The 15,421-nt window shown below is 72.2% G+C and carries 16 protein-coding genes and 1 pseudogene; 4 read left to right on the top strand and 13 right to left on the bottom strand.

The genetic code is table 11. The annotated features are described in order from the left end of the window. Window positions 1–38 precede the first annotated feature (38 nt). The 9 genes and pseudogenes from ABEA93_RS34340 to ABEA93_RS34380 form a co-directional block, all read right to left on the bottom strand. Window positions 39–1,055 (bottom strand): LLM class flavin-dependent oxidoreductase, encoded by a 1,017-nt coding sequence (locus tag ABEA93_RS34340; protein ID WP_345679831.1) that lies wholly within the window; start codon window positions 1,053–1,055, stop codon window positions 39–41. Between the two features lie 127 nt (window positions 1,056–1,182). Then, a pseudogene (locus tag ABEA93_RS34345) lies at window positions 1,183–2,187 on the bottom strand (aldolase/citrate lyase family protein); the annotation flags it as partial. A gap of 107 nt (window positions 2,188–2,294) precedes the next feature. Next, on the bottom strand, window positions 2,295–2,429 hold the full coding sequence (locus tag ABEA93_RS34350; protein ID WP_345679832.1) for a hypothetical protein: 135 nt from the start codon (window positions 2,427–2,429) through the stop codon (window positions 2,295–2,297). Further along, window positions 2,426–2,581: a hotdog family protein gene (locus ABEA93_RS34355; protein WP_345679833.1), complete on the bottom strand. Its 156-nt coding sequence runs from the start codon at window positions 2,579–2,581 to the stop codon at window positions 2,426–2,428. Before ABEA93_RS34355 ends, ABEA93_RS34350 begins: the two co-directional genes overlap by 4 nt. After that, complete coding sequence (locus ABEA93_RS34360) at window positions 2,578–2,814, bottom strand: hotdog family protein (protein WP_345679834.1); 237 nt, start codon at window positions 2,812–2,814, stop codon at window positions 2,578–2,580. Before ABEA93_RS34360 ends, ABEA93_RS34355 begins: the two co-directional genes overlap by 4 nt. A gap of 174 nt (window positions 2,815–2,988) precedes the next feature. After that, complete coding sequence (locus ABEA93_RS34365; RefSeq protein ID WP_345679835.1) at window positions 2,989–3,135, bottom strand: hypothetical protein; 147 nt, start codon at window positions 3,133–3,135, stop codon at window positions 2,989–2,991. After that, window positions 3,132–3,293, bottom strand: a complete 162-nt coding sequence (locus ABEA93_RS34370) for a hypothetical protein (protein ID WP_345679836.1) — start codon at window positions 3,291–3,293, stop codon at window positions 3,132–3,134. The genes ABEA93_RS34365 and ABEA93_RS34370 overlap by 4 nt, the downstream gene beginning before the upstream one ends. Before the next feature lie 235 nt (window positions 3,294–3,528). Further along, complete coding sequence (locus ABEA93_RS34375; protein WP_345679837.1) at window positions 3,529–4,305, bottom strand: SIR2 family NAD-dependent protein deacylase; 777 nt, start codon at window positions 4,303–4,305, stop codon at window positions 3,529–3,531. Between the two features lie 147 nt (window positions 4,306–4,452). Further along, on the bottom strand, window positions 4,453–5,298 hold the full coding sequence (locus tag ABEA93_RS34380) for an oxidoreductase (RefSeq protein WP_345679838.1): 846 nt from the start codon (window positions 5,296–5,298) through the stop codon (window positions 4,453–4,455). Between the two features lie 95 nt (window positions 5,299–5,393). Here ABEA93_RS34380 and ABEA93_RS34385 point away from each other — a divergent pair, with 95 nt between their 5' ends. Together ABEA93_RS34385 and ABEA93_RS34390 are read left to right on the top strand one after the other, a co-directional pair. Further along, entirely contained in the window at window positions 5,394–6,302 is a 909-nt protein-coding gene (locus tag ABEA93_RS34385; RefSeq protein ID WP_345679839.1) for a LysR family transcriptional regulator, read from the top strand. A gap of 359 nt (window positions 6,303–6,661) precedes the next feature. Continuing rightward, window positions 6,662–7,045 (top strand): VOC family protein, encoded by a 384-nt coding sequence (locus tag ABEA93_RS34390; RefSeq protein WP_345679840.1) that lies wholly within the window; start codon window positions 6,662–6,664, stop codon window positions 7,043–7,045. 78 nt (window positions 7,046–7,123) lie between these two features. On the opposite strand, the gene ABEA93_RS34395 is transcribed toward ABEA93_RS34390, so the two are convergent. From ABEA93_RS34395 to ABEA93_RS34405, 3 genes are all read right to left on the bottom strand, one after another. After that, on the bottom strand, window positions 7,124–11,536 hold the full coding sequence (locus tag ABEA93_RS34395; RefSeq protein ID WP_345679841.1) for a BTAD domain-containing putative transcriptional regulator: 4,413 nt from the start codon (window positions 11,534–11,536) through the stop codon (window positions 7,124–7,126). A 146-nt stretch (window positions 11,537–11,682) separates the two neighbouring features. Next, window positions 11,683–11,892, bottom strand: coding sequence for a hypothetical protein (locus ABEA93_RS34400; RefSeq protein ID WP_345679842.1), 210 nt, complete (start codon window positions 11,890–11,892; stop codon window positions 11,683–11,685). A gap of 52 nt (window positions 11,893–11,944) precedes the next feature. Then, window positions 11,945–12,523 (bottom strand): helix-turn-helix domain-containing protein, encoded by a 579-nt coding sequence (locus ABEA93_RS34405; protein ID WP_425585206.1) that lies wholly within the window; start codon window positions 12,521–12,523, stop codon window positions 11,945–11,947. A 57-nt stretch (window positions 12,524–12,580) separates the two neighbouring features. Between ABEA93_RS34405 and ABEA93_RS34410 the strand changes: the two genes are divergently transcribed. Then, on the top strand, window positions 12,581–13,273 hold the full coding sequence (locus tag ABEA93_RS34410) for an AzlC family ABC transporter permease (RefSeq protein ID WP_345679843.1): 693 nt from the start codon (window positions 12,581–12,583) through the stop codon (window positions 13,271–13,273). Beyond that, window positions 13,270–13,593, top strand: a complete 324-nt coding sequence (locus ABEA93_RS34415; protein WP_345679844.1) for an AzlD domain-containing protein — start codon at window positions 13,270–13,272, stop codon at window positions 13,591–13,593. The genes ABEA93_RS34410 and ABEA93_RS34415 overlap by 4 nt, the downstream gene beginning before the upstream one ends. Before the next feature lie 17 nt (window positions 13,594–13,610). On the opposite strand, the gene ABEA93_RS34420 is transcribed toward ABEA93_RS34415, so the two are convergent. Further along, window positions 13,611–15,158, bottom strand: coding sequence for an MFS transporter (locus ABEA93_RS34420; RefSeq protein ID WP_345679867.1), 1,548 nt, complete (start codon window positions 15,156–15,158; stop codon window positions 13,611–13,613). Window positions 15,159–15,421 lie beyond the last annotated feature (263 nt).

A 15,421-nucleotide genomic window follows, 5' to 3' on the forward strand; every position in this document is an offset into this window, starting at 1 on the left:
TTGGCGGCCCCCTGTGTGCGGCTGCGGGTCCTGCACGGTCACAGGGCCGCCATCAGGGCAATGAGCCGGTCCTGGCACGTTCGGATCTCCGACGGCGTCATGCCGTGCGACGCGGGGGACAGCTTCACGCTGTCGGCGATGCCGTCGAAGGCCAGAATCCGGCGGCGTACGTCCTCCGCCGTCCCGGCCGCGGTCACCGCCTCGACCATGCGGTCCGGTACGGCGGCCGCCAGACCGTCGGCGGCCGCACCCGCGCGGAAAGCCTCCAGCACGGCATCGTGCTCCGCCGAGAGGCCGTGCGCCGCGCAGAAATCCGCATACGTGCGCACCGAGCCGTAGAACCCGACCGTGCCCGCCGCCCGCCGCCGCGCCACCGCCGGATCGTCGTCGACGGCGCACAGCACCGATGCGACGACGTCCAGGCTGCCGCGCGGCCGCCCGGCCTGCGCCAAGCCCTCCGCGAGGTTCGGCAGCACCACGGTCGCCAGGTACTGCGGCGAATGCAGCTCGTGGGAGATCCAGCCGTCGCCGATCTCCCCGGCGAGGCGGGTCATCATCGGCCCCATGGCCGCGAGGTAGACCGGGATCGCGTCGCGTTCCTGGTGGACGAGCCGCTGATAGCCGCGGATGCGCATCGGCTCGTACACGCCGGGCAGGTCGATCGCCTTGCCCGTGCGGGCTTCGGCCCAGAACGCGCGGATGTCGCGCACAGTCTCCCGCATGTGCGCGACCGGCTTCCCGAAGCGCGCGCGGTGCCAGTCCTCGTTGAGCCGCCGCACCCCGCTGCCGAGCCCCAGGACGAACCGGCCGCCGGAGATCTCGTCCAGATCGAGCGCCTCCAGCGCCGTCACCAGCGGACTCCGGGTGAACGCCAGCGCAATCCCGGTGCCGAGCCGCGCCGACTCGGTCGCGTGGGCCAACGCCGCGACGGGCACCGTCGCACTGCGGTACAGCTCCGGAACCCACACCACCTCCGCCCCGGCCCGCTCGGCGCGCCGCGCGGCGTCCGCCAGCTCGTCGATCGTCTCGCCCCACGGCCCATAGGTGATCCGCACCGCGCCCCCCTTGTCGGTCTTACCGTGCCGCCGCGAGCGTGCGCTGTGCGCTCCGCACCACCGCGAGGTCGACCATCCGGCCGTGCGCATCCACGAAGACCCCGCTGCCTGCGGCGACGGCTGCTTCTTAGCCGGCGAGCAGGGCCCGGGCCCGCGCCACCTCCTCGGCGGACGGGGTGAACACGCCGTGCACGACTGCCAGTTGTGCGGGATGAATGCAGGCCCTGCCCCGGTAGCCGAGGCGCCGCAGGGCTTCCGTGGAGGCCTGGAGCGCTGCGAGATCGGTGAAGTTCGTGCTGGCCGGCGCGACCGGCGGCTCGATTCCGGCCGCGGCCGATGTCGGCACGATCTGGCTGCGCACCCCAAGGAGTTCGCGTTCGTCGGTGCCCGGCTCGACGCCGAGTTCGGCGCAGAGATCGGCCTCACCGACCTGGAGGCGCCGCACGCGCGGCGCGCCGGCGATGTCGCGCGCGGCGAGGACGGCCGCGGCCACCAGCGACGGATGCGACGAGCGGCGCGTGCGGTGCGGCGTGTACCCGGCGTTGAGATGCCACGCGGCGGGATAGTTGAGCAGCGCGAGGGCGGTGTCGAACAGCGACACGTCGCAGTCCATGCCCACGCCGTCGCGGCGCGCCGCGTGCACGCCCGCAAGCACGGCGATCGCGGCGACAAAGCCCGCCGAGTAATCGACCAGCGAGAGACCGGACTTGGTGGGTGGGCCGTCCGGTTCGCCGGTCGCGTCCATCCAGCCGAGCAGGCCTTGCAGGACGTAGTCGTAGCCCGGCTCGGCGATGCGCGGGCCGGTCATGCCGAAACCCGACAGCGAACAGCACACGATGCGCGGGTTGAGGTGCTTGAGGTCGTCGTAGGTGATGCCGATCTTCGCGGGGACGTCGCCGCGCAGGTTGGAGTAGACGACGTCGGACACGCAGACGAGTTCGTCGAACACCGCACGCCCGGCCGCGGTCGACAGGTCCAGCGACAAGCTGCGCTTGTTGCGGTTGAAGACTTCGAAGAACAGCGAGTCTTCGCCTTCCGCATACGGCGGCACGTAGCGGCCGACATCGCCGCCCGCCGCCGGGTCCTCGATCTTGATGACCTCGGCTCCGAGATCGGCCAAGTGCAGCGATCCCCACGGCCCGGCACCTTACTGTTCGACCGCGACGACGCGGACGTCCTCCAGCGGACGCCGGGTGCTGTCCGTCGGGCTCCCCGGAGGCCTTCCCGCCAGGCTTCCCATCAGGCTTCCAGCGGGCCCGCGGTGCAGGCCGGGAAGTAGTCCTGCCCGAGGCCGGACGCGCGGTTGGGGACCAGCACCGAGCGCGTCCAGGTGACGAGTTCGAGCCCGTCCTGGTTCAGGCCCCGGGTCTTCATCGTGAGGATCCCATGTCCGGACGCGAGGCGCTGGCGCGGTTTCCGGTGATGAGGCTTTCGGCGTAGACGGTGTCGCCGACGTAGACGGGGTTGCGGAGCTTGATGTCCGTCCAGCCGAGATTGGCCACCGCGTTCTGGCTCGTGTCGATCACAGACCGAGGACCAGCGCCACGGTGAGGCCGGAGTTGACGATGATCCGCCCACCGGTGACGGGGTTGCCGGCTGCCAGATGCGCGTTGAAGTGGTTCTGGTTCGTGTTGCACGTCAGCAGCGTGAACCACGTCGAGTCGGCTTCACTGATGGTCCGGCCGAACGGATGCCGGTACACGTCCCCGACGGTGAAGTCCTCGATGAACCGCCCGAGTCGGGCCGGGTGAACGGTCATGGCCAGGATCCCTCCCGGCTCGCCCTACGGCCGCGCATGTTCCGCCATGGTAAATAGCGTTCCACTGGGTGAACAAGCATCCCAGCCCGCGATCAGCCCACCGGAAACGCCCACGCGACCCGCGCGGCACCCACGAAACGGGATTTGGCCTGGTCGAAGGGGGTGAGGTCGGCGTCAGTGCGGGGGCAAGTCGCATGACATCGAGGCGACGTCGACGGTCAGGCGGGCGGTGAGTGCGGGGCCGACGGACACGTCGATCTGCGGGTGTTCGCTGGTGTCGACGGCGTCGGGCCAGGCGAGGAGCGCGGCTGCGGCGATCATGGCGGGGAGGGCCGGGCTGCCGTCGGGGTCGGCGGTCGCGTGGAGTCCGCGTACGTGATCCCGCCCGGTGCGGGCAACGACGTGCCGATGCGGCGGTCGCCGCCGACGACGCGCAGCAGGTCGAGGAGCCGCGTCGCCGCGGTCACGTTGTGTGCCACGGCCAGCAGCCGACGATCCGGCGGGACGGTGTCCCAGCGGGACCCGGCCCGGGCCCGCTGCGCCCTCGGTGCCGTCGACTCCGACCCCACCGCATCCCCCCGTGCACCGCCGAGCCCGTCGTCAGACGGTCGTCGTACCGATGTACAGCATGACGTCGTCGCGGCCTCCGTCGATGTACGAGGTTTGCGTTGCGGCGCGCGCAGGCTGGACCAAGGCGGCCGGCCGACGCCCTGCCTACCGCGGCGACACGGTCCGATCCCGGCGCCCCTGCCGCTGCTCCGCGTACAAGTCCTGGAGCAAGTCGGCCAGCATCTCGGCTGCATCGCCCAGGACCTCGCGGTCGAAGGCGGCGGTGTTGCCGGGCCACGGCTCGGCGTTGACCAACACCCGGAAGGCGTCGCGGCGGCTGTGGTCGATGAGCCCCGCGGCCGGGAAGACCGTGCCCGACGTGCCGATTGCCATCCACACGTCGGCCTTCCGGGCCGCGTCGACCGAGCCGCGCAGCTTCTTCGCCGGGACCGACTCGCCGAACAGGATCACGTCGGCGCGGGCGATCCGCCCGCAGTGCGGACAAGTCGGCACCGTGTCGTGGACCTCGCGGTCCGGCCACGCGCCGTGCCGGGCATGGCAGGCGCGCCGCGAGCAGCGGCTGCGGAAGAGGCCGCCGTGCAGTTCGGTCACACCGGTGGATCCGGCCGCCGTGTGCAGACCGTCGATGTTCTGCGTGGTGACGTGCACGTCGAACCACGACTCGGCGGCGGCCAGTGCCCGGTGCGCCGGGTTCGGCTGCGCGAGGAGGGCGGCGCGGCGCAGGCCGTTCCAGTGGTTCCAGGCCTGCTCGGCCTTGCCGTACCAGCGCGACGCGGTGGTGATCTGCGCCAACTCCGGGTCGCGGTCCCACATTCCGTCCCCGCCCCGGTACACGGGCAGCCCGGAAGGCGCCGAAACCCCGGCTCCCGTCAGGACGGCGAGCCGGGGTTTGGCGGCGGGCACGGGGGCGTCGTCGGTCATGGGGGCAGTGTCGAGGGCGTGGGGGAGCGGGCGACAGCGGTTTTCGCCACGGGTGCGTGATCGGGATCAGGGCGGCGCGGGGTGTCCTTGCGGAGGACTTGCCGGCTTACTGCCGCTGTCTCGACTTGCCGACGGCCTACCGCCCGCTTACTCCTCGTCGAAGTCCGTGCCGCGGGAGACCTTGTCCCACGCCGCGAGCTCCGCCCGTACCGCGTCCAAGTGCCCGGTGATCGCGTCGACCGCGTCGCCGCCCAGCGCCAGGCGCAGCGGAGTGTCGTCCGCGTCCAACGCCGTCCGGATCGCCGCGGCGGCCTTGGCCGGGTCGCCCGGCTGGGTGCCGCCGGCGTTCTCGACGAGCCTGCGGGTGGCGCCGGACGTCTCCGCGTATGCCGGAAGCTCCGCGGAGAAGTACGCCGCGCCCTTCGCGAACAGGTTCGTCCGGAACGCGCCCGGCTCCACGATCAGCACCTTGATGCCGAACGGCGCCACCTCGTCCGCCAACGCCTCCGACAGCTGCTCCAACGCCGCCTTGGTCGCGCTGTACGCCGAGAACCCGGCGAACGACAACTGCCCGCCGAAACTGCTGATGTTCACCACCGCCCCGCTCTTCCGCTCCCGCATATGCGGCAGCAGCGCCCGCGTCAGGCGCGCCGGACCGAACACGTGCAGGTCGAACAGGGCCCGGAGTTCGGCGTCCGTGGTCTCCTCGAACGCACCCACCTGCGTGCGCCCGGCGTTGTTCACCACGACGTCGACCCGGCCGTAGCGTGCCAGGACGTCCGCCGCGACGGCGTCGACGCGCTCGCCGTCGGTGACATCCAGCGCCACCGCGTCCACCCGGTCGGGGTACGCGGCGACCAGGTCCGCCAGCGCCTCGGTCCGCCGCGCCGTGCCGACGACCGTGTCGCCCGCCGCCACCGCGGCCTCCGCGATCGCCCGGCCGAAACCGCTGCTCGCGCCGGTGATGAACCAGACCTTGCCGGTGCCCGTCATGATGCTCTCCCGTTTGCTCGTGCTCCGTCGCTCTGCCTCCATCCTTCGGCCGCACCCCGCCCCACGTCCAAGACCTGCCGTGATAACCATGGGCTATGGATGTGCACGGACGAGACCTGCGCTACTTCGTAGCCATTGCCGACGAACTGAGCTTCACCCGCGCCGCCGAACGCTTGTACGTCTCCCAACCCGCGCTCAGCAAGCAAATGAAGATGCTCGCCAAGCAGATCGGCGCCGAGCTGTTCCAGTGGGACGGCCGGACCGTCCGCCTCACCGCCGTGGGCGAAGCCCTGCTGCCGCACGCCCGCGGCGTGTTGGACGCCTGGCAGACCGCCGAAACCGCGGTGGCCGACGCCGTCGCCGCCGAACGCCACACGCTGGTGATCGGCATGTCCACCAGCCCCGGCCGCGGGCTGCTGCCCGCGCTGCGCACGCGCCTGCTGGCGCAGCACCCCGCGGCCCACCTGGTCTTGCGGCAGGTCACCTGGGCGGACCCCAGCGCCGGGCTGGCGGACGGCACCAGCGACGTCGCCTTCGTCTGGCTGCCGCTCCCCGACGGCGACCGCTACCGCTACGCCGTCGTGGCACGCGAACCACGCCTGGTGGCATTGCCCGCCACGCACCCGCTCGCGGCGCGTGCGGCGGAATCGGGCGGGGCGGTGGACTTCGCCGATCTGCTCGACGAACCGTTCCTCGCCCTGCCCGCCGACGCCGGCCCGCTCCGCGACTACTGGCTCGCCCTCGACGCCCGCGGCGGCCGCCCGCCGCGCATCGGGGCGGTCGTCGCCAGCGCCGAGGAAACCCACGAGGCCGTCGCGAACGGCCAAGGCGTCGTGCTGCTAGCCGCGGGCAACGCGCCCCTGATCGCCCGCGACGACGTGATCGTCCTGCCGGTACACGGCATCGCACCGTGCGAACTCGCGGTGGCGGCGAGGCGGGACGACGATCGGGCGCTGGTGGGGGCGTATCTCGCGGGGGCGCGGGCGGTGGGGGTCAGCGGGTAGCGGCGTGGCTTGGCGGCGTGGCTTGCCGGTCGGGTGTGGCGTGGCGGTGTCCGTCGGCCGGGCGGCGTGCAGTCTGGGGTGCTTGGGCCGGGGCGGCTTGCCCGCCGCGCCGTGGCGCGGGGCTGTGCCAGTCGGGCGGGCAGCGTGAAGTCCGGCGCGGGCGGATACCGCCGGGACTGTCGGTCGGTGTCCGGCGTACCGGTCCGGTGGTCGGCTGCCCCACGGGAAGATCTCCATATCCCCCTCGCCCTACCCCACCCGGCCCGATACCGTTTCGCCCGTGTGTCCGGTCCGGGAACCCACAAGGTTCCCGGCGTGGCCTCGATGTCGGTTACCCCGCGGAAAGTAGGTTGTCGTCCATGGCATGTCGTATCGGTGAGCTCGTCTTCGGTTGCCGCGACCCCGAGGCGCTGGCCCGGTTCTGGTGTGAGGTCCTGGACTTCCAGGTGGTCGGGCGCGAGGACGACGGCAGCATCGAGATCGGCGCGAGCGACGGGTTCGGCGGCAAGCAGCCGACCCTCTTCTTCAGCCGCCGCGACGAGCCGGAGCCCGGCAAGTCCCGCCTCCACATCGACCTCAACGCCACCGACCGCGACCAGGACGCCGAACTCGAACGCCTCCTCAAGCTCGGCGCCCGCCCGGCCGACATCGGCCAGACCGGCGACGAGCAGTGGCACGTCCTCGCCGACCCGGAAGGCAACGAGTTCTGCCTGCTCAGGGCGCGGATCGAGCCGATCGCCTGAGTTTCTCGCAGTGGTGTCCGGCGGAGCCGAGGCGCATTTCGGCTCCGCTGCCGCCGCTCCCGGCGTTCGTCCTGGCGCTTACTCCCGCATGTCGTCCACCAACTCGGCCAGCTTGCGTTCGCTGCGGGCCTGCCACGGGAGCGCGCCGTAGGCGGCATTGGCCGCGACCGCCGCGCCGAGTTCGCGGATGGCTTGCGCGCGGTCACCGCACGCGGCGGCGCCCACGCCCAGGAAATAGCGGACCGAGCCCAGGTACGCGATGCTGCCGTACACGGCCGGCCCGTCCGCGTGCGGGCGAATCCGGTCCATCGCCACCCGCACCTCGTCGACGCGGCCCAGCCCGGCCAGGACTTCGACCCGCAGGCAATCCGCGGCCAGCGACTGCCAACTGCCCGCGAACCCCGGCGGCGAAGCGGGCGGCAGATGCTGCGCCGCCAGATCGGGACGTCCGGCCAACAGCGCCGCCCGCGCGACCTGGGCATGGAACGCCGGATAGGGCGAGCCCTTCACCAGCTCGATCAGCTGCGGCAACGCCGCCGCCAGGTTCCCCTCCAACTCCGCTACCTGCGCCAGCGCGTTGCCTTCGCACTCCGCATGCCCCACCAACGTCGTCGCGCGGTGCTGCCGCACCGCGGCCGGAAGTATCGCCGCCAGATCCGCCGTACGCCCGGCCATGTGCATGCGCAGAAAATCCCACCACTGCATCTGGATCGCCGAACTGCTGCGCCGCAGCCGCGCCACCAGCGCCGCACACGCGGCCCGCTGCTCGTCGGACTCCGGGACACGCCCGAGTTCGAGCAGCACGATGCCGCGGAAGAACCGGGCCACCAACTCCACGTCGGCATGTCCGGTGGCGACGGCCAGGTCCGTGAGTTCCTCGGTGGTCGCCAGCCGCGCGGCTGCCGTGCCGGGGAACCACGTGGCGAGGTAGTGGCAGCCCAGCGCGTAGGCGAGCGTTTCCGGGTCGCCCAGCTCCCGCGCTTCGGCGACCGCCTCCGTGGCAAGCGCGTCGGAACGCTCCGCGTCCCACGTGAAGACGAGTTCGACCGCAAGACCGGCGGTCGCCCGGCAGCGCAGCGGGCCGGGCGGCAGTTCGATACGGCACCGTTCGAGTACGGCGATGACCTCGTGGTCGACCTCCGTGTACTCGCGCCAGTTCCACAACTCCGTCCCGCCGACCGCGATCGCCGCCAACGCCACCAACTCGATGTCGGCCAGCTCCCGCGCCAACCTGATCGCCTCGCCCAACGCCCGCTTCGCACCCGCAAGATCCCCCACCCGGCGACGCGCGACCCCGAGCCCGTGCATGACGTCGAACCGCACCCGCGGGTCGACACCACGCCGCCCCGCGACCAGATCCGCGGTCCGCTCCCAGCGCGCGCACGCGTCGTCGTACGCATACTGCAGACCCGCCTGCCGCGCCGCGGCGATCCCGTGCCGCGCCGCGGAACCGACCAGCGCCGGACGCAGCGCCGAGCCGAACGCCAGGTGGTAGGCGACGCTGTCGAGGAGTTCGGGATGCTCGGGCAGCCATGCTTCGAGGACGGCACCTATGTCGCCGTGCATGCGTCCGCGCCGTCCCGCACCGAGGTCGTCGTAGAGCGTCTCGCGGACGAGCGCGTGCGTGAACCTGTAGCGCGCGAGACCCGTCTCCTCGAGGAGCCCGTGCGCGACCGCGGCATCGCACGCGTCCACGAGATCGTCGAAGGGCGTGCCCGACACCGCGGCCAGCAGATCGACGTCGACGTCGCGCCCCACGACCGACGCGAGACGCAGCAGCGTCCGCGTCGTCTCGGAGATCAACCCGACCCGCCTTCGCACCACATCGCGGACGCCGTCCGGGATGGCCGACGAGTGCAGGTCGAAATCCGTATCCCGCCCGAGCAGCCGCGCCAACTCACGCGCATAGAAAGGATTGCCGTCCGCCCGCGCGTGAATCAGATTCGCCGTCGCGCCGTCGATGTCGGCACGTACGGACTGCCGCAGCAGCTCGCCTATCTCGGCCGGATCCAGCCCCGACAGCCGCAACCGCAGCGGATGCAGGCGCGCCAACGTCGCCAGACAGGCATCCAGTGCGGAATCCGACCGCGCATGGTTGTCCCGCAGCGTGACCGCCACCAGCACCGGCTGCCCGGCCAGCATCTCGGCTGCATAGCCGAGCAGATGCAGAGAGGACGGGTCGGCCCAGTGGATGTCGTCGAGCACGACGGCGACCGGGCCGTGGGCCGTGGCATCGGTGATCAGGGCATGAGTGACGGACTCGTAGACGCGCAACGGCGCACTGGCGGAAGCGAAGCCGACGGCGTCGGCGGACGGGTCGCCGGGGAGCGGGCCGAGGACGGTGGGAGGTGACGCGTGGGCCGGTCCGGGTGCCGGCATGGGCGTGGGTGTCGGTGTTGCCGTGCCGAGGTTCCGCAGAACGGCATGCCATGGCCAGAACGCCGGGGCTGCGTCGGTCTCCGGACACCGCCCCCGCAGCACCCGTACCCCCACCTCGCCCGCAAGCCGCTCCAACTCGGCCAACAGCCGCGTCTTGCCGATTCCCGGCTCACCGCTGACGACCACGAGGGCACCGTGCCCGGCACGGGTGTCGGCGAGCGCTTGCGCCAGAGCGTGGCGCTGGGGGTGGCGGCCGATGTGGGGGAGCAGACCGCCGGGGGGAGGGATGGAGGTCGCGCGGCGGCCATCGGGGTCACGCGGTCGGAGGGAGGTGCCGAGAGTCGAGGCGTCTTCGGGTGCTCCGTCGGTCTGGGGCGAGAGGACGTCTGATGTGTCGGGGTTGTTTGGTGGCGCGGACGTCGGTGTCGGATGGTGAGCTTCGTGGGGCTGTGTTGCTGCGGAGGTGGTGGCTGCTTGCGGGCCTGTGCCGGTGGGCGTTTGCGGGCCGACGCGCGTGCTTGCGGCCGCCGCTGCCGCCTCCGTGCGTGCGTCCGCCTGTGTGCGTGAGCGTGCCGATGGATCGGTATGCGCCCGCGCGCCTGAGTCCTTATCTGTGCCTTCTTCCGCGGCGGCGCTTGCGTGTGCTTGCGGGCCCCTGGTCGCTTGCCCGCTCGTGCTTGCGCCCGCTTCCGCGCGTGCCGACATGCTCGGTTCTCCGCGGGTGTGCGCGTGCGGGCCCCGGCTCGTGCCCGCACGCCCCGCGTCGTTTGTGCTCGTGTATGCCCGCGCGCGGGCATGCGGCACCGCGCCGATGCTCGCCTGCGCGCCCCTGTCCGTGGTCGCGGGCCCTTCCGCATGCGCGTCCGGGCCTGGTCCCGGGCCCGCGTTCGGGCCGGTCTCCGCGCCTGCGTTCGCGCCCGTCGCCGTTTCGGCGCCTGCGCGCGCAGTCGGCTCTGCGGCGGCTTTCGCTGTGGGCCTCGTGCTCGCTGGGGTGCCCGTGCTCGACCCCGCGGTCGCCGGGGTACCGGCGCCCGCGGTCGCCTCCGTGCTCGTGCCAGTGCGCGCGTGCGGGCCCGTACCTGTGCTCGTGCTCGCCTGCGCGTGCGAGCTGGGGCTCGTCCCCGCTTCCGTGCCGGACCGTGCGCTTGCGTCCGCGCCCGCGTTGGGGCCCCCACGCGCACCTACACCCGCGCCTCGCGCCCGCGGTCCCGTTCCGCTGCTGCCGACCTCCGCTCCGGACTCCAGCCGGGCCTGCGCTCCCGCCACCACCCCCATCCCCGCGACGTCCCCGACGTCCAATCGCGGCGCCTGGCGCAGGATGTCCCGTTCCAAGTCCCGCACCATCGGGCACGGGTCCACGCCCAGTTCGTCGGCCAAGCGGCGTCGATTCGCGGCCAGCACGGCAAGTGCGTCGGCCTGCCGTCCGGCCCGATACAACGCCAGCGCCCACAGCTCGGCCAGCCGCTCGCGGAACGGGTGTTCGCGCGTGAGCCGCTCGGCGTCCAGAACCACCTCGGCGTGGCGGCGCAGCGCGAGTAGCGCGTCGAGGCGCAATTCCGCCGCCGCCAGCCGAAGTTCGGTGAGGCGGCCGGCTTCCTCACGGGGGCCGGGAAGGTCCGCGGTGTCTGCGTACGCCGCGCCCTTCCACAGCGTGAGCGCGGCGTCGACGCGACTCAGCGCAGCGGCCGGGTCGCCGTCGGCCGCCGCGGACTGCGCGTCGTCGACCCCCGACACGAACCGGTCGGCGTCCACGGCCCTCGCGGGCGGCCGCAGTTCGTATCCGACCGACGTGGTGACGAGCAGCTTCGACGGCGTTCGAGGCCGCCGCCCCGGCTCGAGCGCGGACCGCAGCCGCGACACGCAGACTTGCAGCGCCGTCAATGCCGTCGTCGGCGGATTACCGGCCCACAGATCGTCGACGAGCCGCTCCGGCGCTACGGACGACGGCCGCGCGGCGGTCAGCGACGCGAGGACCATGCGTTCCCGACGCCCCGCAATCGCGACGTCGGCGCCGCCCAGCGACACCGCCAACGGCCCGAGCACCGAGATCCGCAGCTCCGGCCCGGAAGGTCCCGGCGACGGCACCGCCGAGCCCGGAAGATTCTGGGACACCCCGTCCCCCCAAGTGTGCGTGTGATGTGGTCCGCTCCCCACCCCTAAGGAACGTGCCCACATGATCGCGCACCCCGCCGGCGAAATGGACCCGTCAAGTCCGCCCCTGTGGATAACCCGGCGTTCCGGGGGAGAAGGCCCGCCCGTCATTCACAGCGGGCCCGCGCGGTGGTCGCGCTGTGCGCCGACCAGGACGAAACCGGCGCTCCCACCGTCGCCTTCGGGGCGACGGCGTGCGCACCCGAATCGTCCTCGCCGTCCACGAGCATCACCCGCAGGCGGTCGGCGTTGCTCACCAAGCCCAGCCGTTGCCGTGCCGAACTCGTCAGCCACGCCTTGAGCCCGCCGTCGGCCACGCCACACCGAACCTGCTCGACCGCCGCCTCCGCACGCGGGTACAGGCCGCCCTCACACGTGTTCCAACACCAACACCGCGCGAGTCCCCGCCTCCAACGCCCGGAACACGTGCGGAACATCGCCCGGATAGGCGATGTAGTCCCCCGGCCCCAGCTCGACCGGCTCCTCGGCTGTTCCCACCAGCGCGCGGCCCGCGCCGATCACCACGTGTTCCAGGACCCCGGGCATGTGCGGATCGGAGGAACGCCCGGGACCCGGCTCGGCGGCGATGTTGTACACGTCCCGGCGGGCGCCCGGCGGCGATGCCGAAAGCAGGATCGCCTGATAGTCGGACTCCGCCGAGTGCACCGCGGGCCCCTGCCCCGCCCGGATCACCCGCGTCTCCGGGCGGCCCGGAGCGAGGAGCCGCGAGAACGGGATCTCCAAGGCGACGCACAACGCCCAGAGCGTCTCCAAGCTCGGATTGCCCGTCCCCGACTCCAATTGCGACAGGGTCGACTTGGCCACCCCCGCCCGGCGCGCGACTTCGCCCATCGACAGGCCGGCACGGACCCGCTCGCGGCGCAGGGCACGGGCGATCAGCTCGATGGGGGCCCGGAACGGGGCGGCATCCTCGGCCAAAGTGTTCACTCCAGCGTCTCATCGTTCGTCTTGACGAACACCCTACCGGTGTTCACTATAAACGTCATGCGTTCGATGTGGAGAACACTCGACGGCGCCCAAGCCCGCGACATAGCCCTCGTCTGCCTGGCCGTGGGCGTGATCGGCGTGTCCTACGGCGCGGCGTCCGCCTCGGCCGGATTCCCGTGGTGGTTCCCTGCCCTGACCGGGGCGTTGGTGCTGGCCGCCTCCTCGGAATTCCTCTTCCTCGGCATCCTCGCCGCCGGCGGCGGCCCGCTCGCCGCACTGGGCGCCGGCCTCCTGGTGAACGCCCGCCATCTGCCCTTCGGCTTCGCCGTCCCCGACGTCCTCGGCCGCGGCTGGGCGCGGCTGCTCGGGACACACCTCATGAACGACGAGACCGTCGTCTTCGCCGTGGCCCAAGACGGCCTCCCGCGCAAACGCGCCGCCTACTGGACCTGCGGCCTTGGCATCCTCGTCTGCTGGCCTACCGGCGCGCTCCTGGGCGCACTACTCGGCAGCATCGTCCACGACACCGCCGCACTCGGCCTTGATGCGATGTTCCCCGCGGTGATCGCGGCCCTGATCCTGCCCGCCCTCAAGGTGCGCACCACACGCCGGGCCGCCACGGCCGCAGCAGCGCTCGCCCTTGCGCTGACCCCCGCCCTGCCCGCAGGGCTCCCCGTACTCGTCGGGCTCGCCGGGCTCGTCTTCTGCCGCAACACCGCGGCCCCGGACGCCGGGAGCGACCTGCCATGACAGCGACTTCCCCCATCGTCGCCGCCATGCTGGCCCTGGCGGCGGGCACCTTCCTCCTCCGCCTCGCCGGCCCCGCACTACGCGCCCGCGTCCGCTTCCCCCCGCCGGCCGAACACCTGCTGGAAGCCTCCGCCGTCGTCCTCCTGGCCGGACTCCTCGCCGTCTCCGCCTGCTTCGAAGGCCACAGCCCCGCAGGCCCCGCGCGCCTGCTCGGCGTCCTCACCGGCGCACTGCTCGCCTGGCGACGAGCCCCGTTCCTGGCCGTCGTCCTCGGCGCGGCAACGACCACCGCCCTGCTGCGCCTCCTCGGACTCAACTGACAACCACACGTGTGGGCTCAGTGCCCCACCGACGACTCCAGCCGCGCCCGCCGCAGGGCGAACCACGCCCCGACAGCCGCCAGCAGAATCACCACCGACCCGACCGCGGCCGCGATGTGCAAGCCGTCGAGGAAGGCGCCCTGGGCAGATGCCGACAGCGCCGAACCCATCTGATCCGGCAGACGGGTCGCGGCGTCGACGGCACCCGCGAACGAGTCGTTCGCCGCATGCGTCGTCCCCGCGTCCATGCCCGCGGGGACCGCCAAATGACTGCGGTACACCCCGGTGATCACCGAACCGAGCAGGGCGATGCCCAAGGCCGCGCCGAGTTCGTACGCGGTCTCCGAAATCGCCGACGCCGCACCCGCATTCTCCTTCGGCGCGTTCGACATGATCAGGTCGGCGGTCACCGTGAACGACAGGCCCGCGCCAAGGCCCACCAGCATCAGCGCCACACCCACCAGCGGGTACGGCGTCGAGGCATCGAGCACCGGCAGCACGCCCAGGCCCAGCCCCACCGCGGCAAGCCCGGCCGTGACCGCGACCCGCGGGGAGACACGCCGTGCCACCGAACCGGCGGCCAGACCGGTCACGATCGAACCGATCGTGGCCGGCAGCTCGGCCAGACCCGCCTGCAGCGGACTGCGCCCCTGCACGAGCTGGAAGTACTGGGAGAGGAAGAACACCACACCCGCAAGGCCGAACACCGTCAGCAGATCGGCGAGCACCGCCCCTGAGAACGTCCGGTTACGGAACAGCCGTACGTCCAACAGCGGTACGCGCAGGGTGAACTGGCGGCGCGTGAACCAGACGAGCGCGGCGACACCGGCAAGGCCGACCGCCACCACCTCGACGCCGACGCCATTGGCCGCAGCGTCCTTGATCGCATACACGACCGCCACCATGCCGACCAGCGACAGCAGTGCGCTCGGAATATCCCAAGGCCCGGGGGAGGGGTTCTTCGACTCGGGCAGCAGGCGGATACCGACCACGATCAGCAGGGCCATCACCGGCAGGTTGATCAGAAAGACCGAGCCCCACCAGAAGTGCTCCAACAGGAACCCGCCGACGACCGGCCCGACCGCCGCGCCCGCCATCGACATGGCACCCCACACGCCGATCGCGAAACTGCGCTCGCGCGCGTCGGGGAACAGGTTGCGGATCAGCGCCAGCGTGGACGGCATCAGCGTCGCACCGGCGGCACCCATCGCCGCACGAGCGGCGATCAGCGCCTCGGCGTTCGGCGCGTACGCCGCCACGACCGAAAGCGCCCCGAACGCCGCCGAGCCCCACAACAGGAGCTTCTTCCGCCCCCACCGATCGCCGAGCGTGCCCATGGTGACCAGAAGGCCCGCGATGACGAACGAGTAGGCGTCACCGATCCACAGCAGTTGCTCACCGGAAGGGTGCAGGTCGGCACTCAGGAACGGAACGGCCAAGCCGAGGACGGTGGCGTCGATCGCGACGAGCAGCACCGCGAGGACCAGCACGGGCAGCGCGACCCAGCGGCCGGGGTGCCCGAGGGCGGGCGGCTTCTCGGCGGACGCCGGCGGGTCGCCGAGCATCGCCGTCCCGGCAGCACGCGCGGGATTCCCCGCCGGGCCGGCCGTCGGACCGCTGGTCGAATTGTCTACGGGCTTGCTCACGCTGGTGTCCGGGACTGTGAAAGGTGCATGGCTGTGGGTTGCTGCGGCCCTGCGGCGACACGGGCCTCCCGATTAGGCAGGGCGCGAGGCCCGTCGTCAGGGCATTGAAGCGATCTTAGCTCAAGTGAGACATGCATGTCTCATCAGATACCGGATCGTTGCGCGGGGCGCCGGACCACCGC

The organism is Yinghuangia aomiensis, assembly GCF_039542225.1.
GTDB classification, from domain to species: domain Bacteria; phylum Actinomycetota; class Actinomycetes; order Streptomycetales; family Streptomycetaceae; genus Yinghuangia; species Yinghuangia aomiensis.